18 protein-coding genes are annotated in these 18911 nt (G+C 60.5%); 11 read left to right on the top strand and 7 right to left on the bottom strand.

What is annotated here, in order from left to right; translation table 11 throughout:
• The first annotated feature begins 1 nt into the window (after position 1).
• The 5 genes from K419_RS0100090 to K419_RS0100070 all read left to right on the top strand — a co-directional run bounded on the left by K419_RS0100090 (position 2) and on the right by K419_RS0100070 (position 4343).
• Positions 2 to 700, top strand: a complete 699-nt coding sequence (locus K419_RS0100090) for an ABC transporter permease (protein ID WP_026839760.1) — start codon at positions 2 to 4, stop codon at positions 698 to 700.
• An 83-nt stretch (positions 701 to 783) separates the two neighbouring features.
• Complete coding sequence (locus K419_RS0100085) at positions 784 to 1797, top strand: ABC transporter ATP-binding protein (RefSeq protein ID WP_264175555.1); 1014 nt, start codon at positions 784 to 786, stop codon at positions 1795 to 1797.
• A gap of 240 nt (positions 1798 to 2037) precedes the next feature.
• A complete protein-coding gene (locus K419_RS0100080) occupies positions 2038 to 2376 on the top strand; it encodes a zinc ribbon domain-containing protein YjdM (RefSeq protein ID WP_026839758.1) in 339 nt (112 codons plus the stop codon).
• A 36-nt stretch (positions 2377 to 2412) separates the two neighbouring features.
• Positions 2413 to 3687, top strand: coding sequence for a B12-binding domain-containing radical SAM protein (locus K419_RS0100075; RefSeq protein WP_026839757.1), 1275 nt, complete (start codon positions 2413 to 2415; stop codon positions 3685 to 3687).
• An 89-nt stretch (positions 3688 to 3776) separates the two neighbouring features.
• Entirely contained in the window at positions 3777 to 4343 is a 567-nt protein-coding gene (locus K419_RS0100070; protein WP_026839756.1) for a manganese efflux pump MntP, read from the top strand.
• A 106-nt stretch (positions 4344 to 4449) separates the two neighbouring features.
• On the opposite strand, the gene K419_RS0100065 is transcribed toward K419_RS0100070, so the two are convergent.
• Together K419_RS0100065 and K419_RS0100060 are read right to left on the bottom strand one after the other, a co-directional pair.
• Complete coding sequence (locus K419_RS0100065; RefSeq protein WP_026839755.1) at positions 4450 to 5052, bottom strand: helix-turn-helix domain-containing protein; 603 nt, start codon at positions 5050 to 5052, stop codon at positions 4450 to 4452.
• A 165-nt stretch (positions 5053 to 5217) separates the two neighbouring features.
• Positions 5218 to 5721: a ferritin-like domain-containing protein gene (locus K419_RS0100060; protein ID WP_012530139.1), complete on the bottom strand. Its 504-nt coding sequence runs from the start codon at positions 5719 to 5721 to the stop codon at positions 5218 to 5220.
• 535 nt (positions 5722 to 6256) lie between these two features.
• On the opposite strand from K419_RS0100060, the gene K419_RS0100055 reads away from it, so the two are divergent.
• Complete coding sequence (locus K419_RS0100055) at positions 6257 to 7876, top strand: NADP-dependent glyceraldehyde-3-phosphate dehydrogenase (protein WP_012530140.1); 1620 nt, start codon at positions 6257 to 6259, stop codon at positions 7874 to 7876.
• Between the two features lie 11 nt (positions 7877 to 7887).
• Here the strand turns inward: K419_RS0100055 and K419_RS0100050 are convergent, their stop codons facing one another.
• Both K419_RS0100050 and K419_RS0100045 read right to left on the bottom strand, forming a co-directional pair.
• Complete coding sequence (locus tag K419_RS0100050; RefSeq protein ID WP_026839754.1) at positions 7888 to 10497, bottom strand: EAL domain-containing protein; 2610 nt, start codon at positions 10495 to 10497, stop codon at positions 7888 to 7890.
• A 153-nt stretch (positions 10498 to 10650) separates the two neighbouring features.
• Positions 10651 to 11328: a response regulator gene (locus K419_RS0100045; RefSeq protein ID WP_026839753.1), complete on the bottom strand. Its 678-nt coding sequence runs from the start codon at positions 11326 to 11328 to the stop codon at positions 10651 to 10653.
• Positions 11329 to 11590: 262 nt separating this feature from the next.
• Here K419_RS0100045 and pstS (K419_RS0100040) point away from each other — a divergent pair, with 262 nt between their 5' ends.
• The 5 genes from pstS (K419_RS0100040) (at position 11591) to K419_RS0100020 (ending at position 16083) form a co-directional block, all read left to right on the top strand.
• On the top strand, positions 11591 to 12622 hold the full coding sequence (gene pstS, locus K419_RS0100040; RefSeq protein WP_026839752.1) for a phosphate ABC transporter substrate-binding protein PstS: 1032 nt from the start codon (positions 11591 to 11593) through the stop codon (positions 12620 to 12622).
• Between the two features lie 178 nt (positions 12623 to 12800).
• On the top strand, positions 12801 to 14141 hold the full coding sequence (locus tag K419_RS0100035) for a DUF2157 domain-containing protein (protein WP_026839751.1): 1341 nt from the start codon (positions 12801 to 12803) through the stop codon (positions 14139 to 14141).
• On the top strand, positions 14138 to 15211 hold the full coding sequence (locus tag K419_RS0100030; protein ID WP_026839750.1) for a DUF4401 domain-containing protein: 1074 nt from the start codon (positions 14138 to 14140) through the stop codon (positions 15209 to 15211). Before K419_RS0100035 ends, K419_RS0100030 begins: the two co-directional genes overlap by 4 nt.
• The gene (locus K419_RS0100025; protein ID WP_026839749.1) at positions 15204 to 15695 is read left to right on the top strand and encodes a GDYXXLXY domain-containing protein; all 492 of its coding nucleotides are present in this window, start codon (positions 15204 to 15206) and stop codon (positions 15693 to 15695) included. Before K419_RS0100030 ends, K419_RS0100025 begins: the two co-directional genes overlap by 8 nt.
• 82 nt (positions 15696 to 15777) lie before the next feature.
• The gene (locus K419_RS0100020; RefSeq protein WP_012530147.1) at positions 15778 to 16083 is read left to right on the top strand and encodes a DUF167 domain-containing protein; all 306 of its coding nucleotides are present in this window, start codon (positions 15778 to 15780) and stop codon (positions 16081 to 16083) included.
• Between the two features lie 63 nt (positions 16084 to 16146).
• Here K419_RS0100020 and pstS (K419_RS0100015) read toward each other — a convergent pair whose 3' ends face one another.
• The 3 genes from pstS (K419_RS0100015) to K419_RS0100005 all read right to left on the bottom strand — a co-directional run.
• The gene (gene pstS, locus K419_RS0100015; protein WP_026839748.1) at positions 16147 to 17199 is read right to left on the bottom strand and encodes a phosphate ABC transporter substrate-binding protein PstS; all 1053 of its coding nucleotides are present in this window, start codon (positions 17197 to 17199) and stop codon (positions 16147 to 16149) included.
• Positions 17200 to 17424: 225 nt separating this feature from the next.
• The gene (gene phoU, locus K419_RS0100010; protein WP_026839747.1) at positions 17425 to 18096 is read right to left on the bottom strand and encodes a phosphate signaling complex protein PhoU; all 672 of its coding nucleotides are present in this window, start codon (positions 18094 to 18096) and stop codon (positions 17425 to 17427) included.
• A gap of 185 nt (positions 18097 to 18281) precedes the next feature.
• A partial coding sequence (locus K419_RS0100005; protein WP_026839746.1) for a phosphate ABC transporter ATP-binding protein occupies positions 18282 to 18911 on the bottom strand: 630 nt, incomplete at its 5' end.

Here is an 18911-nt window from a genome sequence, read left to right as displayed (position 1 = left end):
AATGGACATCATTCTTGAAGGGATAATCAAGGCGTTCCAGCTCCTCGTCTCGCTCGACGGCGAGGTGCTGAATATCGCCCTGCTCTCGCTCAAGGTTTCGGGGCTGGCCACGCTGATCAGCCTGGTGCTCGGGATCTCCGTAGGCACCCTGGTCGCTCTCAATACTTTCCCGGGGAAGAAGATCCTGGTCAGCGTGGTCAATACCGGCATGGGGCTCCCCCCGGTCGTGGTCGGCCTGTTCGTCTCCATCCTCCTCTGGAGAAACGGCCCGCTCGGGTTCCTGGAACTCCTGTACACCCCGACTGCGATCGTCATCGCCCAGTCGGTGATCGCCACCCCCATCGTCATGGGGATAACCATCGGCGCCATGCAGAACCTCCCGGCGAACCTCAGGCTGCAGATCCTTGCGCTCGGGGCGACGCGGGTCCAGATGGTCTGGATGCTGGTGAAGGAGGCGAGGCTCCCGCTGATGGCGGGGGTCATGGCCGGTTTCGGCGGCGTCATCTCCGAGGTCGGCGCCTCCATCATGGTGGGGGGCAACGTGAGAGGCTATACGCGCGTACTCACCACGGCAACTGTGATGGAAACGGGGAGGGGCAATTTCGACATAGCGATTGCCCTCTCCGTTATCCTTCTGTTATTCTGCTTCGCGATCAACATCGTACTGACCTACATCCAGCAGCGGGAAAGGCCTAGATGAAAATGCGGCAAATAGTGCTTGAACAAAAAGATTTGAGGGTAGATCGAGGTGGCGTTCAGATACTCGACATACCCTCTTTTTGTTTGTACGAAAACGAGTTCGTCTCTCTCATCGGGCCCAACGGCGCGGGTAAATCGACCCTGCTTCTTTCCCTGATGGGATTGATGCAGCGCAGAAGCGGCACACTCAGATATAAAGGCGAGGAGATCCGTACCGAAGCCGACTTCCTCCAATTGCGCCGCAAGATGGCGATGGTGCTCCAGGAACCGCTTCTGTTCGACAGCACCATCTACGACAACGTGGCGAGCGGTCTGAAGCTAAGGGGGATGGGGCGGAGCGAGATTCGCAGCCGGGTGATGACCTACCTGGAGCGCTTCAATCTCGCCGATATGGCCCAGCGCTCGGCCCGCAAGCTCTCCGGCGGCGAGGCCCGCCGCGTCAGCCTCGCGCGCGCCTTCGCCGTGGAGCCTGAGCTGATCTTCTTCGACGAACCGTTCGCGAACCTCGATCCCCCCACGAGACAGGCGCTCACCGACGACATGGACAGGATCATCCGGGAGAAAGGGATCTCGGCGGTGCTGGTCACCCATGACCAGTCCGAGGCGCTCAGGATGTCGGACCGGATCGTGGTGATGAACGGCGGAAGGCTGGTGCAGGAAGGGACGCCGGCGGCGGTGATGAACCACCCGGTCAACGAGTTCGTCGCCAACTTCGTCGGCATGGAGACCATCCTGGAAGGAGAAGTCATCAGGAACCACGAGCAGCAGGTGGCGGTTGCGGTGTGCGGGCAGGAGGTCGACACGGTGGGGGATGCAGAACCGGGCGATCATGTTTATTGCTGCATCAGGCCCGAGAATGTCAGCGTCAGCACCAGTTTTCCTAAGGAAAAAACCAGCGTCAGGAACCTGTTTTCAGGGACCATCACCGAGATCTCCTCCATGGGGCCCTTCCTCAAACTCCGGCTCGACTGCGATTTCCAATTGACCTCTTACGTGACCCGTGAATCCTTTACCGAACTAGCCCTTTACGAAGGAAGACCCGTTTTCGCCTCCTTCAAGGCGACCTCCGTTCACATCATCCGCAGGCGCGTCGCTTAGACAAAAGCCTAAGGCACTCACCACAGAGGACACAGAGGTACACAGAGGAAAATCTGAGGAAACCAAAAACAAAGGCCTACTGGATTCAACCCAAAGTCTTTTGCCTTTCTCTGCGACCTCCGTGAACCTCTGCGGCCTCTGTGGTAAAGCTTTTGTCTTTGTTTTTGAGGTTTGCAAAAAGGGTGGCGGGGTTATATATTGCTGCCCGTCCGTAAAACAATCAAGGAAAGAGGAATACCAATGTCTAACCTGCCGCAATGTCCTTCCTGCAAGTCCAAATACACCTACGAGGACGGGAGCCTGTATGTCTGTCCCGAGTGCGGCAATGAGTGGCCGCAAGCCGCCGCTGAGAGTGAAGCCTCCGACAGCGTCGTGCGCGACGCGTTCGGCAACGCCCTCAACGACGGCGATTCCGTCACCGTCATCAAGGATCTTAAGATCAAAGGCTCGTCCTCGGTAGTGAAGGTCGGCACCAAGGTGAGGAACATCCGCATCGTCTCGGGAGACCACGACATCGACTGCAAGATCGACGGCATCGGGGCCATGCAGCTCAAATCGGAGTTCGTGAAGAAGGCCTGATTGTAAAGTAGAGCGAAGATTTTGGAGGAGCAGCATATGCGAGTCCTGTTGATTTCCGCGAATACTGAAACCATGAACATGGTGCCGCTCCCGTTGGGGCTAAACTGCGTGGCCGTCGCCACCCGCAACGCGGGGCACGAGGTGGGACTGCTCGACCTGATGGGGGGAGGCGACAATGACTCGCTCATCCGGGACGCCATCGGGAGCTTCCGTCCGGAGGTGATCGGCATCTCGGTCAGGAACGTCGACAACCAGAGCATGGCGGACACCAAGTTCCTCCTGGAGCCGGTACGGGAAACGGTCGCTCTTTGCAGGAGCTTGTCCGACGCGCCGACGGTCGTGGGCGGCGCCGCCTTCAGCATCTTCCCTGAGGCGATGCTCGAGTACCTCCGCGCCGACATGGGGATCTGCGGTGAAGGGGAACTGGCCTTCCCGGCGCTATTGGACTCCTTGCAGCGCGGAGACGACCTCTCCGCCATCGCCGGCCTCTGCCTCCCCGGAAAACCGGTGCAGATGGGCTCGGCGGTGAGGGGCGGCCTGGAAGGGCTTCCTTTTCCCGACCCTTCCCTTTGGTCGGTTCCGGCGGGACGCGCGGACGAACTCTGGATCCCGCTGCAGACCAGGCGCGGCTGCCCGATGCGTTGCAGCTACTGCTCCACCCCCGCCCTCGAGGGAACGGCGATCCGGATGCATCCGGTTGATACCGTTTTGGAAGCGCTTTCCCGCCATGTCGCCGCCGGGTTCAATAACTTCTACTTCGTCGACAACACCTTCAACTTCCCCCCCGACTATGCGAAGCGGCTTTGCGACGCCATCTTTTCTGCCGAACTCGGCATCCGCTGGCGCTGCATCCTCTATCCCGGATTCCTGGACGAGGAGATGGTCTCCAGGATGGCCCGCGCCGGCTGCGTCGAGGTCAGCCTCGGGTTCGAGAGCGGGTCGCCCGGCATCCTGAAAAGCCTCAACAAGAAGTACGACCTCGACCAGGTCCGCGAGGCTTCCGAACTGCTCCGGCGCCACGGCATCGCCAGGATGGGGTTCCTCATGTTCGGCGCCCCGGGCGAAACCAGGGAGACGGTGCAGCAAAGCCTCGACTTCGGCGATTCCCTGCAGCTCGACATGCTGAAGCTCTCCACCGGTATTCGCATCTATCCCGACACGCCTCTAGCGGAGACGGCCAGAAGGGAAGGGGTGATCGCCGGGGACGACGACCTGCTCCTTCCCGGCTTCTATCAGGCTCCGGGCCTGGATGAATGGCTCGGCCCCCTGCTGGCGGACTGGATGAAAACCCGCCCGTACTGTATCAGCTAGCGGGTTTAAGGTAGAAAAGACTTGGGTAGAAGCGATTCTTTGGCTATACTGCTTGGCTTTCCTACCGCAATGATTGAAAAGGAACTTGAATGGATTGGTTGACCATTTTGGGTATCTCCGTGGCCTTGGCCATGGATGCTTTCGCCGTAGCCTTGGCCGCAGGGGCCGTCATCAGCCCGATCACCGGGCGCCACCTGTTCCGCCTGGGCTTTCATTTCGGCCTGTTCCAGGCGCTGATGCCCATCGGCGGCTGGCTCCTCGGCATGACGGTGCAGAAATGGATCTCCGCCTATGACCACTGGATCGCTTTCGGCCTTCTGGCCTATGTCGGCGGCAGGATGGTGCACGAGGCGTTCGAAGAGGACGACGAGGAAAAGACCCCCTCCGACCCGACGAAGGGGATGACCATGGTGATGCTGTCGGTTGCGACCAGCATCGACGCCTTTGCGGTCGGCTTGAGCATCGCCATGCTGGGGGTCAGCGTCTGGCTCCCCGCAACGGTAATCGGCCTGGTTGCCGGTGTTCTCACCGCGGCGGGGATGCTGCTGGGGCGGCGTCTGGGGGAAAAATGGGGCAAGCGCGTGGAGATCTGCGGAGGTCTCGTACTGTGTCTCATAGGTCTCAAGATCCTGTTGGAGCACACACTCCTCAAATAAGCGTTTAGACGGCAGGCACTGGAAAAGGGCACGTTCATAGAGCGTGCCCTTTTCTTTATCGTGGCGTCGTCACTTACCGCACCATGATAATCCTGACTAGTTATTGTCAGAGCGGACAGAGTGCTGAGACAGCGATATGAGGCAGGAGTTGACTGTCCCCCCTCCACCATCTGGGCCTGCAGCTGGGTGCTGAACTGCGCCTGCCCCCCCCGGCCTCTTCAGGAACATGACCAGGCGCCGGGCCACGGTAAGCGCCATCTTCCTGCCGAAATCCTCCTCGACCAGCGCGAGCGCCAGGTCCATCCCCGCGGTGACCCCGGCCGAAGTGGCGATCTCCCCCGCGCCTGGCCAGTGCTGGCGTCGAGCGCAGCCACTGCACCAGATGCTCGTTTTTCAGGGCCTCCGCCAGGGCGTCGTCCGGGCTCCCCGGTACGAAGATGGTGTCCGTGCCAGCTGGAAGCTCCTGCCAGGCGAGGTCCGCCACCAGCTTTATGCCCGGCGAGGAAGCGAAGGGGCCGGGTCGCTCTGCCATCAGCAGCACCTCGTAGCCGCACTTCAGCGCCTCTTCGTCCCCAAGGCAGCGGTTCAGCATGTTGAAGACTTCTATGGGGCCGGTGACGTCGAGCAGTTCGGCACCATGGTATGCCGCTACCGCTATCCTGCGCCGCCCGGTGCTCTCACTGGCCGGTATGTTGGTTGGTTTTTTCATGGGGGGATAATTGCACAAGGTCGGCTGAGGTACAAGGACAACGGACCAGCAGATCCTGCCATCCTGACTGTCGCTGCCGTGACAGCCAATCCAGCTGGAGTTGAGCGCAAAAAGGCCCGGAGCGCAGGGGCTGCTTCCGGGCCTTTCGACGTTACCGTTTCATCGCTACCCCTTCAGCGCGTTCACCAGCAGTTCGTAATCCTCCAGCAGCGCCTGCAGGTCCTCTTCATGCTCGACTTCCTGCTGTAGTATGGTGAGCACCATGTTGTAGGTCACCGGATCCTTCTCCCGGGTGATGTCCAAGAGCCGCTTGTACACCCCTATCGCGCACTGCTCTCCCTTTATGTTCTGCTCCAGCAGGGTCTTCACGAACGGATCATCCGGGGCGTCGTAGCCGCAGTTGCTGAACTTGTACCAGTCTTCCGGGCGGGTCACCGGCGTTCCCCCCAGTTGGATGATGCGCATCGCCACGAGGTCCGCGTGCGCCAGTTCTTCGGTGGCATGGATCAGTAGTTCCGCGCCCACCGCGTCCTTCATCGGGCCCTTCACCACCTTGGCCCCGAGCCAGTACTGGTAGTAGGCGAACCATTCGTCGCTGTAAGCGCGCTGCAAAAGGCCCAGCAGTTCCTCCACATCCATTCCGACAATTTCGCGCCCCTTTGATCCCATCTTCTGTCTCCTTTTATGGTCTTAGTTCGCCTGAAATACAGGCATAGCAAGCGGGAATGGTAGCAGTATACAAGGTGCCACTGGATGCGCAAACGGCGTCAGTGACAAAGGCTTTTGCTGATTCAGGAACTCGTGCTTTCTGTATCACTGACCGAGCGGATATGACAGATATTCGCTCTTGCCACAGCGTCCAAATTCAGAGTCGGGTAAAACAACCCCCTCCCTGTCCCTCCCCCTCCGGGGGTGGGTACGTTGAAGCCTCTCCGCCTCCTGGGGCGGGAACGCTAAGGCCTCTTTGCTCCTCCCCCTCCGGGGGGACGTTGAGGCTTCTGCTCCTCCCCCTGGAGGGGGGAGGTCGGGAGGGGGGATGCTGGGAGCAATATCTTGCCGCTGTATTAGCCCATTAACAGGTTGACGCTCGGCTCGTCTTGGCGTATAGCTTCAAAGCTATCCCACCCATGTGAAGCCTGTGTTGCGCGTCCTAATGTGCAAAACCGCGCCTTTCGCCGGCTCGCTCCCAGTAAGGAAGAGAAACGTGAAGAACAAGATCGCCTGCTTTTCCCCGTCGCATGAAGAGATCCCCGCTCCCTACCGCATCGATGCCCCTATCCGCCAGGACTACTACCTGATCAACGGCGAGTTGAGACGCTGGGACGGCCCCCTGCAGGAGGTCGTGTCGCCGGTCCAGGTGAAGTCTGCCGGGAAACTGGAGAACGAGCGGGTAGGGGAGGCGCCCCTTCTCTCGGTCGAGGCCGCGCTAGAAGCCCTGGATGTAGCGGTCAGCGCCTACCATAACGGCCGGGGTACCTGGCCCACCATGTCGGTCGGCGAGAGGATCCACTGCATCACCCGCTTCAGCCGCTGCGTGCAGGAAAAGCGCGACGAGGTGGTGAAGCTCTTGATGTGGGAGATCGGCAAATCGCTCAAAGAGGCGCAGGGCGAATTCGACCGCGCCATAGCCTATATCCGCGACACCGTCGAGGCGCTCAAGGAACTCGACCGGGTCTCCTCGCGCTTCGTCATCCAGCAGGGGATCATCGGGCAGATCCGCCGCGCCCCCCTGGGGGTGGTGCTCTGCATGGGACCCTACAACTTCCCGCTCTACGAGACCTTCACTACTCTCATCCCTTCGCTGGTCATGGGGAACACCATCCTGCTGAAGCCGCCGCGCTTCGGCATCCTCCTTTTCGCGCCGCTTCTGGAGGCCTTCCGCGACTGCTTCCCTCCGGGAGTGGTGAACACGGTGTACGGCGACGGCGAGGAAGTGCTCCCCCCCTTGATGGCGTCGGGGCGTGTCGACGTGCTCGGCTTCATCGGCACCCACAAGGTTGCCGACGCGCTGCGCGCCATCCACCCGCGCCCGCACCGGCTTCGCTGCGTGCTGGGGCTGGACGCGAAGAACCCGGCCATCGTCCTCCCCGATGCGGACCTGAAGCTGGCGGTCGAAGAATGCCTGTCGGGGGCTTTGAGCTTCAACGGCCAGCGCTGCACCGCGCTGAAGATCATCTTCGTGCACAAGAGCATCGCGGGGGATTTCATCAAGGGGATGGCAGCCGGCATAGCCGCGCTCCCCTGCGGGGTTCCCTGGCAGGAAGGGGTGGCGATCACGGCTCTCCCCGAGCCGGAAAAGCCGGAATACCTGGAAGGGCTTCTGACGGATGCCAAGGCGCACGGGGCGCAGGTGGTGAACGAGGGGGGAGGGGCGCGCTCCGGTTCCTACTTCTTCCCGGCGCTTTTGTACCCGGTGACGCCGGCGATGCGCGTCTACCACGAGGAGCAGTTCGGACCCGTGGTACCGGTGGTGGTCTACGAGGACATCAAGGAGACCATCGATTACGTGGTCAATTCCAACTACGGGCAGCAGGCGAGCATCTTCGGGCAGGACGACGAGCTCTTGGCGCAGTTGATCGACGCGCTGGTGAACCAGGTCTGCCGCATCAACATCAACAGCAAGTGCCAGAGAAGCCCGGACAGCTTCCCCTTCAACGGCCGTAAGAATTCGGCCGAAGGAACGCAGTCGGTGGCGGACGCGCTCAGGGTCTTCTCGATCAGGATCGTGGTGGCGGCGCGGGAGACCGACGCCAACCGCGAGATCATCACCAGCATCGTCAGGGAGAGGAAGTCGCACTTTCTCTCCACCGATTACATGCTTTAAGCGAAGGGGATTCAGTTCAGCAGGGTAGGGGGGCGCCGGTTCGCGGCGAGGTAGGAGGCGATGCCGGCGGCGGAGAGGGGCTCGCTGAAGAAGTATCCCTGCAGGATGTCGCACTGCTGCCCCTTGAGGAACCTGCACTGCGCTTCCGTTTCCACCCCTTCTGCTACCACCTCCTTCCCCAGGTTGTGAGCCAGGGTGATGGTGGCGGCGGCGATTTCGGCGTCTTCGGAGTCGGTGTCGATGCCGCGCACGAAGGAGCGGTCGATCTTCAGCCGGTTAACCGGGAAAAGCTTCAGGTAGCTCAGCGAAGAATAGCCGGTCCCGAAGTCGTCTATGGCGAGTTTCACCCCCATCTCCCTCAGCGTGCGCAGATGCAGGATGGCGGAATTCGGGTCGTCCATGGCCGAGCTTTCCGTGATCTCCAATTCCAAAAGGTGCGCGGCGACCCCGGTCGCGGCGAGGATGTCGGCGAGCAGGCTGGGGAGGTTACTCTGCTTGAACTGCCGCGCCGAGAGGTTCACCGCCATCCTCAGCTGGGGAAGCCCCTGCGAGATCCAGAGCGCAAGCTGCTCGCAGGCGCTTTTGAGGGCGAACTCGCCGATGGAGAGGATAAGCCCGGTATCCTCCGCAACCGGAATAAAAACGTCCGGCGCCACCGCCCCGCGCACCGGATGCCTCCAGCGCAGGAGCGCCTCTACCCCCACGACCTCTCCACTTTTCAAATCGATCTGCGGCTGATAATGCAGCATCAACTCGTCCCGCTCCAGGGCCGTCCTCAGATCGCTCTCCAGCACCAGCCTCGCCTGCACCGTCAGGTTCATCTCCTGGGTAAAAAACTGGTAGCTGTTGCGCCCCGCCGACTTGGCGTGGTACATGGCCAGGTCCGCGTGTTTCATCAACTCCTGGACCGTCTCCCCGTCCGTGGGATAAACGCTGATGCCGATGCTAGGGGTGATGTTCAGTTCGTGGGACTCGACCGTGTATCCCTGCGACAGCGTCTGCTGGATCTTGCGCACCGCATGTGCGGCCGAGATGTTGGAATTGATCAGCGGAAGCACCACCACGAACTCGTCGCCGCCAAGCCTCGCCACGATGTCGGCGCTGCGGATGGTGTCCTGGAGGCGTCCCGCCACCTGGAACAGCAGCCGGTCGCCGATGTGGTGGCCCAGCGAATCGTTGATGTTCTTGAAGCGGTCCAGGTCGATGAAGATGACGGCCAGCCGGCTTGAGAACCTTTTGGCGAGCTCCAGCGCCTGGCCCAGCCGGGCCATGAGGCTGAAGCGGTTAGGAAGTTTCGTCACCATGTCGTAATGCGCCAGGTATTCGACGCGCTGCTCGTGCAGCTCCTGTTCGTTCATCCGCTGGGTCGTTTCCTCCAGCAAGGCCCGCTCCACATCCAGGCGCCGTTCCTCGCGCGCCATGTTCCCCAAGGCAAAGGAAATATCCGCGCCCATTTGGCGCAAAAGCTCGATCTGGGGCTGATCGAAGTAGTCCTTCTTGTCCGCGTACAAGGTGAGCGCGCCGATGACATGCCCTTCCTGCTTGAGCGCGATGCTTGCCGAGGCGCCGAAGCCGTAGGCCGCGCCGCGCTTATGCCAGGGACGCGTGACGGCGTCGCCCAGGAAGTCGTTGCAGATGTATTGGGTCCCTTCCCGTATCGCCCGGCCGGTAGGGCCGTTACCCGATGCCCCCACATCGAGGGACACGGTCAGGTCCTCCAGGTAGTCCGTGGTTCCACAGGCGGCGGCTACTGCAATTACTCCGGAAGGTTGATCCAGGATGCCGACCCAGGCGAGCTTGAAACAGCCTTGGTCGACCGCGATGCTGCAGAAATCATGGAAGAGGGAGCCCCGATCTTTGGTGTGCGCCACCGCCTTGCTCGTCTCCGAAAGAACCGAGTGGAGCCGGTTCAGGCGCTTTACGCACTCTTCCGCGCTTTCCCGCTCGGAGATCTCCTGGCGCAGTTCGCAGATGGTGTCGTTGAGCGCAGCGGTCCGCTCGGCGACGCGTGTTTCCAGTTCCTCGTTCAGCTTCCTCAGGGCCTCCTGCGCCGCCTCGTTTTCCTGGTTCTTTTCCGAAGCGAGCTCGTAGGTCGCGAGCAGCAGGTCGATGACGTGGCCCTTCGAGGCCTTGATCTCATAGTTGCTGCCGTAATAGTTGCAGACCACCTCGCCGTTGTCGCGGACCTGGCAGCACCCCTCGCCGCCGTGCAAGAGCGCGCAGACGCGGGACAGTAGCAATTCGGTCTTGTAGGGCTTGGTGATGAAGTAGTTGGCGCCAGCCTCCAGGCTGTGCAGCACGTGGGTCGGGTCGTTCAGGTAGGTCAGCAGGATGACCGGCAGCGAGTTCATCTGGTCCAGCCCGCGTATGCGCCGGCAGAGCTCGAAACCGTCCATCTCGGGCATGAGGATGTCGCTTATCACCAGGTCTGGGGAGAGCTCGGCTATTTGCTCCAGGGCCTCTTCCGCGCTTTGCGAGACCAGCACGCCGTACCCTTGCGCCGCCAGTACCTGTGTCAGGAACTTGGTCTGGGCGTGGCTGTCGTCGACTATGAGTATTCTGCGGACGCGTACGGATAGATCTTGGCCTTGTGCAGCTGGCAGGTCCGGGTTAACGGGCATGATCTTCGGCCTCCATTAGAGCAGCTCCTGGCACGGCAACTGCCAGATGTCTGTTAGGCGGACGAGATACGTGACGTCTCTACTCATGGGACGGATTTTTAGAAAAATTTATTATAAAGGATTTTTTCCAGGTGTCGCGTTCTGCACTTCTCTTCATAGCTCCAGCTTATAGCCGAAACCACGGACCGTTTTTATCAGGTCCCCCGCTTCCCCCAGTTTGTTGCGCAGACGGGTTATGTGGGTGTCGACGGTCCGGCTGTCGTCCACGAAGTTGTACCCCCATACGTCCCGCAGCAGAACGTCCCTGCTCTGGACCCTGCCAAGCCTCTGCGCCAGGGTGTGCAGGAGCTTGAATTCCGTGCCGGTGAAGTTGATCTCTTCGCCGTTGACCATGACGCAGTGCCGCTCTACGTCTATGCCGATGGGGCCTACCTGCATCGCCGTCGCAGCGGCGGGGCGGGTTTTGGAGCGCCTCAGTACTGCCTTCAGGCGCAGCATCAGCTCTATGCTTGAGAACGGTTTCACCACGTAGTCGTCGGCTCCCACCTCGAAGCCGACCACTTTATCGATCTCTTCCCCTTTGGCGGTGAGCATGATTACCGGTATCCCCGCGGTCCTGTCCGACTTCCTGATGTTCTTGCAGACCTCCGTTCCCAGCATGCCCGGGAGCATGAGGTCCAATAGAATCAGGTCCGGCTGCATTCTTCCTGCCTGCTCCAACCCGTCGAAGCCATCCGTTGCAACTATTGCCTGGAAACCTTCTCTCTCCAGATTGAACGCGATGAGGTCGGCGAGGTCTTTTTCGTCTTCGATGATCAATATGGTCTGCATGGTACCTCTCTTCTAGTTCTAAGGGATTCTAAGGGGACAGGCACCTTGCGGAGCCAGTCCCCTTTTACATACAGTTTGTGAAGGAAAGGTTACAGGCGGGTTAAATGTCTCGCAGGGAAGCTCTCTGAGCTGGAGGAGCGGAAGGGAACACGTGGCTGCAGACATCCGCAGGGGGATGATTTTCACAGATTCTTCTGGCCGTTGTAACCAGACTGCAACATTACGGGCCTATAGTCGCTTCAAAACCGAAAAGGAGGAAGAAATGATTCAGCAGATAAAAAAAGCATTCCTGGCTCTGGCCCTAGTGGCGACTGTGGGCGCCGCCGCAGGTCAGGCATCCGCGGAAACCCTCGTTAACGGCGCAGGCGCCACCTTCCCGTACCCCCTTTACTCCAAGTGGTTCAGCGAGTACGCCAAGGTGGACAAAAGCGTCAAGTTCAACTACCAATCCATCGGCAGCGGCGGCGGCATCAAGCAGATCACCGCTCAGACCGTCGACTTCGGCGCCAGCGACAAGTTCCTCTCCGATCAGGAACTGAGCGCGGCCCCGGGCAAGCTCCTTCATATCCCGACCGTCATGGGTGCCGTCGTAGTCACCTACAACCTTCCTGGGGTACCCTCCGGCATTAAGCTCAACTCCGAGGACGTGGCCAACATCTACCTCGGTAAGATCACCATGTGGAACGACAAGAGGATCGCGGACGACAACAAGGGGATCAACCTCCCGGCCAAGCCGATCATCGTCGTCCACCGCTCCGACGGCAGCGGCACCACCAGCATCTTCACGGACTACCTGACCGGGGTCAACGCCGACTGGGCGCAGAAGGTCGGCAAGGGCGCTTCGGTCAAGTGGCCGGTAGGTCTGGGCGGCAAGGGTAACGAAGGCGTTGCGGGACAGATCAAGACCACCCCGTACACCATCGGCTACGTAGAGCTCGCCTACGCCTTCGAAAACAAGCTTCCCTTCGCGTCCCTGAAAAACGGCGCCGGCGTCTTCGTGGCTCCGTCCATCAAATCCACCAGCGCCGCGGCGGCAGCAGCGCTGAAGAAGATGCCCGCCGACTACCGCATCTCGCTGGTGAACCAGCCCGGCAAGGACGCCTACCCGGTGGTCGGCTTCACCTGGCTGCTCGTTTACGAGAAGCAGAAGGATGCCGTCAAGGGCAAGAAGCTGGTCGAGTTCCTGAACTGGAGCATGACCAAAGGGCAGAAGATGGCGTCCCCCATGCTGTACGCGCCGCTTCCGAACAGCGTGGTGAAGATGGTTCAGAAGACTATCAAGACCATTAAGTAAAACTGCAGACAGAGAAAAATCTGGAACCGTCCGGGTGCATCGGCTTTAAGCCGGGCACCCGGATTTTTTTATGAGGGGGCTTGGGAAGCAGGTCCCCCCCTCCCGTCGAGGGAGGGGGAGAGTAACGGCAGCTTCACCTTTGACAACAATAGGACATGTCTATATAGTGCGGCCTGCCATGAGAATAGAATGCCCTTCCTGCCAATTCGCTGCCGATGTCGACCCGGCGAAGGTCCCTACCAAAGGGGCGAACACCAAGTGTCCACGTTGCTCGAACGTATTTTTCGTCGGCCCGGCAGAACCGGTCGCTACGCAAGACACCTCCGCATCCATCATTTGCCCCAAGTGCGGCGTCCAGCAACCAGCCGCGGATAGCTGCGCCAGTTGCGGAATCTTCTACGAAAAATACCGGGCGGTACAAGAGCGGCGGCTTCAGTCCGATGCCGCCGCTAAAGATGAGCCGGCAACGGAGGACGCACCTTTTCCAGACACCGTGACAGGGGGACTGGCTCCGCAGGTGCCTGTCCCCTTGAGTGCGGCCAGCTTTCGGTTCGGCCACGGCCGGGGGGAACTCTACAAATGGATAGCCGATGGGCACCTGGCCGCGGAAGCCCTGCCTAAAGCGTCGCGTATCGCCAGGATGCTCCCGGGACGGATGGAGTGGCGCCGGTTCCTGGACGGTCTGGCGCTTTGGAGCGGGGCCATCTTCCTCGCCTTAGCGGTGATTTTCTTTTTCGCCTACAACTGGAAGGAACTCGGAAATTTCACCCGGTTCGGAATAGCGGAAGTGCTGCTTGTCGCCTCGGTGCTTGCCTCCTGGCGTCTCGGCCTGGAACGGACGGGCGGGAAAGCCGCCCTTCTTGCTGCGACGCTATTGGTGGGCGCGTTTTTGGCGCTCGTCGGCCAAACGTACCAGACCGGCGCCGACCCCTGGGAACTCTTCGCCACATGGGCGCTCTTCGTGCTGCCGTGGGTCGCCATATCCCGGTTCCCGGCGCTGTGGCTTGTGTGGCTGGCACTGGTTAACCTTGCGCTCACTCTTTACTACATCGCCTTTGCGGGATTTTTCGGCTTCGTGTACGGGACGCAAACCCTGCTGTGGACATTGACCGCAGTAAATACGGTTGCGCTGGCAGTGTGGGAATTGGCCGCCACCCGGGGCACGCAGTGGCTGACTGAGCGGTGGCCCCCCCGCCTGATAGCCACTTTCGCGGCTGGATACTTCACCACGCTGGCGGCATGGGGCATCGTCGGCCGCTCCTCCGCAGGGTTCGCTGAACTTCTAGGCTACTTCACCTGGTTGGCCTGCTCCTACCAGGTTTACCGCCACCGGATCCGCGACCTCTACGTCTTAGCCCTCGGGGTGTTGAGCATTGTATGCGTGGCGGCGGTTTTTCTTGGCCATAACCTCGGCGACCGGGATGCAGGGGCGTTGCTCTTCGTAGGGGTCACCGTGTTGGGGATTTCCGCGGTCGGCGGCTGGTGGCTACGGGCGGTAGCAGGCGAGGTGGAATCATGAAGACGGTGGCACGTTTTGAGCTGTGGGGACGGCTGCGACAGGCCCGGCTGGTAACAGGGGATCTTCCCACCGCACCATCCTCCCCCTGGTATATCAGGGCCATGCTGGGGTTCGCCGGGTGGATCGGCGCATGGTTCATCCTGGGGTTCGTCGGCACCGGCTTCGCCATGGTGATGCGGAGCGCCGGGGCTGCGAGCTTTGCGGCGATACTTTGCTGCGGCGGTGCCTATGCGATCTTCCGGTTGCCATCGAAAGGGGACTTTGCGGGCCAGTTCGGTCTGGCGGTGGGACTTGCGGGACAGGCGCTATTCGCCGTTGCCATCTTCAAGGAACGAAGCGCCAGCATTTCGCTTGGCTGCTTCATGTTTTTCTGCATCGAGGCGCTCCTTACTGTACTGATGCCCAACTTCATGCACCGTATTTTCACCACCGTGGCGGCAGTGGCAGCACTCTTCTATGCATCTGCGCAGGCCGGACTGCACGGAGTCGTGCTTTCGGTTACAGCGGCTGCATGCGCGGTCGTCTGGCGCGGGGAGATGCGGCTGGTTGCGCGCGCGGAACTGTGGCAGCCGGTGGGCTACGGTCTTGCCCTCGGGGTACTCCAACTCGCGGCCTCTTCAGCCGCGGGAGAAGCGATGTTGTCGGGCCTGCATCACGGCGAAGCCGATTGGTTGCAAAGGCATGGGAACGACGTGGGGACGGCACTGGTTGCCGTCATCTTCCTTGCGGTGACCGTGCAGATCCTTAAGGAACTGGACATCGAGGTCTCTGGTAAGGAAGGCATCGCCATCGTCTCGTGCATGGCACTGATCATGGCGGTCTCTTTCCCGACCCACGGACTAGCTGCCGCGGCTCTCATACTGATTCTCGGATTCGCCGGCGGTAACAGGGTGTTGTTCGGTCTGGGTTTAATGGCAGTGGCGTCGTTTCTGTCCCATTACTACTATCAGATGCGCGAGACACTGCTTATCAAGTCGATGATCCTGGCAGCGACAGGGGCACTTCTCTTAGTGGCAAGATGGGCTCTGCTGAGATTGATCCCGGCAAAGGAGGGGCGGCAAGATGCGTAATATCGTCCTCTTTGTTACTGCCGCATGTGTGCTCGTGCTGGTCAATTACAACATCTGGCAACGGGAAGAGCTTATCCATAGCGGCCGGACGGTGCTGCTTGAGTTGGCGCCCGTCGACCCCCGCTCTCTCATGCAGGGGGACTACATGGCTCTGCGCTTCAAGATAGGTGACGAAAAGTTCCCCCCGGGAGCGAAGGACGGCCGGATGATCCTCGCATTGGACACGCGCAGTGTCGCGACCTTCCGCCGCTTCGCCGGCGATGCCCAGCCGGCTGCCGGTGAAGTCGCTTTCCGTTACCGCATCCGCAACGGGAAGCCCAAGTTCGCCACCAACGCCTTCTTCTTTCAGGAGAAACAGGGGGACTACTATTCGGCAGCGAAATATGGGGAATTCAGGTTAGCGCCGGACGGCGAGGCGATACTGGTCGCTCTGCGCGGGGCCGACCTGCAAACGCTTGGACCGCAGGGGCGAGCAGTCCGGTAAGCCGGCTAGGATGAGCCTTTGGGGTAACCGCCATTAGTCCGGCGCAAGCCGGAAACGTAGATCATGGAGGCTGGAAGAAGTAATGTCGAAGAAACCATTTTTTTACTGGGAGGGAGACACGCTCGTGCTCAACGTGCTGGGCACCCCCAATGCCAAGCGCGACGCCATCGGCAAGCCGAAGGGGCACCAGCTCTGCATCAGTGTGACCGCAGTTCCCCGTGCCGGGCGGGCCACCGACCACATGGTGCGCTTTCTGGCGGAGGAATTCGAGGTGGCCGTCTCCGACATCCAGGTGGTCTTCGGCCGCATGAACGTCAACAAGCAGCTGCGGATCAAGGCGCCGAAGCGGTTGCCTTCGGTCATCGGGCAGCAGGATCTTGCCCTTTGAACTCAATAAAAAAGGCGACGTCTGCTGTGACGTCGCCTTCTGCACTTTCAGAAGTCTTATGATCTACTGCGGTACACGGATGCTGTCGATTGTCTGCTCAACCTGCCTCGTCCAGGTGTCGGGGAGCGGCGTGTAGTGCAGCGTCGAGGTCATCTTCTCCGCCTTTCTCAACTGCCATCTCAGGAACTCCACCAGCTTTTTCCCCTGTACCGCGTCCCGCTGCTCCTGGTACACCAATAGCCAGGTAAGACCCACGACCGGGTAGGACTCCTTGCCCGGTTGGTCCACCAGTGACAAACGGAAATCGGGCTCAGCCGACAGTGCTTTCCCCGTCTGTTTTTTCATCGCCTGCACTGCCGCGGCGCGGGTGGACAACACGTTCGCTTTGACGAACTTGCCGCTTTTGTTCTTGAGGGCCGCGGTGTTGAGGTCGTTTTCCAGGGCGTAGGCTATCTCGACGTACCCGATGCTGTTGGGCGTCTCTCCGATCTTCTTGACCAACGCGCTGCTTCCCTCGGCTCCTTCCCCGACCGGCCAGGTAACGCTGGTTCCTTTGCCTACGGACTCAGCCCAGGATTTGTCCACTGCGCTCAGGTAGTCGGTGAAGATGCTGGTGGTGCCGCTGCTGTCGGAGCGGTGGACGACGACGATCTCCTGGGCCGGAAGCTTCAGCTTCGGGTTCAGCTTGGCAAGGAGAGGGGCGTTCCACTTGGTGATTTCCCCTTGGTAGATTCCCGCCAGGGCCTGCGGTGTCAGTTTGAGCCCGGCGCCTATGCCGGGGATGTTGTACGCCACCGCTACGGCGCCTATGACAGTAGGTACATGCAGCAGTTTCCCGGGCGCCCCCTTCAGTTCCTGGTCGGTGAGGAATTTGTCAGTGGCGCCGAAGTCGACCTCGCCGCTTATTATCCTCTTTATCCCATGCCCGCTTCCCTTGGCTTCATAGCTGAAAGTTACGGAGGGGTCCTCTGCCTGGTAGTCCCGGAACCATTTGCTGTAGAGGGGGTGGGGGAAAGTAGCGCCTGCTCCCTTGAGGGTTGTGTCGGCGTATGCCGCGCCGGCGCCTACCGATAATGCAACAACCAGTGCCAGGGTCTTCGCGAGATGTCTCAACATGTCATGTCTCCTTTGTTGTTGGAATCCGTGGTCACGATAACAGTGCACTGTGTCATCTTCGTTACGGGCTTGACCTGTTTTTGTGACAAAGAGCGCCGGGGAAACCCGTGACGTTGAGTAACTGTGACGGTGGATGTGACTGTGTGACAGTCGCGGTACGAAAAAGACAGGGGCCGAACGAGCGGCCCCTGTCTTTTTTAGGCGGGAAGAGCTGAAAATGAAAACTCAGGCAATGGTGTGACGGATGTCCTTACCCTTGACCATGAAGATGACCATCTCGGCGATGTTGGTGGCGTGATCGGCGATGCGCTCCAGGCACTTGGAGACATGGATGATCTTCATCGCGCGGCTGATGGTCGTGGGATCCCCCATCATGAAAGTAAGAAGCTCGCGCTGGATCTGCTCGTTCAATTCGTCGACGCACTGGTCGTCCTCGCAAACCTTGATCGCCAGGGCATCGTCGCCGCGCACGAAGGCGTCCAGCGCCTTGGTGACCATGCTGGAAGCGGCCTGCGCCATGCGCGGCAGGTCGATGTAGGGCTTGAGCGACGGCTCCTGGTTCAGCTCCCGCGCCCGCTTGCAGATGTTGGCGCACTGGTCCCCGATCCGTTCCAGGTCGGTCACGATCTTAAGCGCCAGGGTCATGAAGCGCAGGTCGCGCGCCGCCGGCTGCCTGCGCGCCAGGACCTCCAGGCATTTTTCGTCGATCACCATCTCCAGCGTGTTGATCTCGTGGTCGAAGGCGATGGTCCGGTCGGCAAGCTCCGTGTCCCTCTCCACCAGGGACTTCATGGCGTTGTCGATCATCACCTCGACCTTGCCCCCCATCTCAAGAAGCCTTTCCCTTATCTCGTTCAGCTCGGTGTCGAACTGCTTGCTGAAATGTTCTCTCTCCATAGATATATCTCTCCGCTATTCAAAAAATTGTCTGCAACTTGCTCGGTCACCAAAACAGTCTCTCTCACCCCGACCCTCTCCCGGAGGGAGAGGGTCGGGGTGAGTTGTCTGCAATCTTTCCCCGCGACGATAACACGGTTTCCCTCACCCCAACCTTCTCCGAGAGGGAGAGGGAGCATTCCGCGCTACCCGAAGCGGCCGGTGATGTAGTCTTCGGTGCGCTTCACTTCGGGGGTGGTGAATATCTTCTTGGTCTCGCCGCACTCGACCAGGTCCCCCATGTACAAAAACGCGGTGTAGTCCGATACGCGCGCTGCCTGCTGCATGTTGTGGGTGACGATGATGATGGTGTAGCGCTCCTTCAACTCCTCGATCAGCTCCTCGATCTTCAGCGTCGATATGGGGTCGAGGGCGGAGGCGGGCTCGTCCATCAGGATCACCTCCGGCTTCACCGCGACGGTGCGGGCGATGCAGAGGCGCTGCTGCTGGCCGCCGGAGAGCATCATGGCGTTACTTTTCAGCCGGTCCTTCACCTCGTCCCACAGCGCCACCCTTTTCAGGCAGCTTTCCACGATCTCGTCGGCCTCTTCGCGCGGCAGTCGGCCGTTCAGCTTGTAGCCGGCGATGACGTTGTCGTAGATGGACATGGCCGGGAACGGGTTCGGCTTCTGGAAGACCATGCCGACGCGGCGGCGTATGGCTACCGGGTCGACGCCCCTGTCGTAGATGTCGCCGTCGTCCACGAGGATCTTTCCGGTGACCCGCGCCGAGGGGACCAGGTCGTGCATCCTGTTCATGGAGCGCAAAAGCGTCGA

The organism is Citrifermentans bremense R1 (assembly GCF_000426865.1).
Lineage (GTDB): Bacteria > Desulfobacterota > Desulfuromonadia > Geobacterales > Geobacteraceae > Geomonas > Geomonas bremensis.
This window is presented reverse-complemented; position numbering and strand designations above follow the sequence as displayed.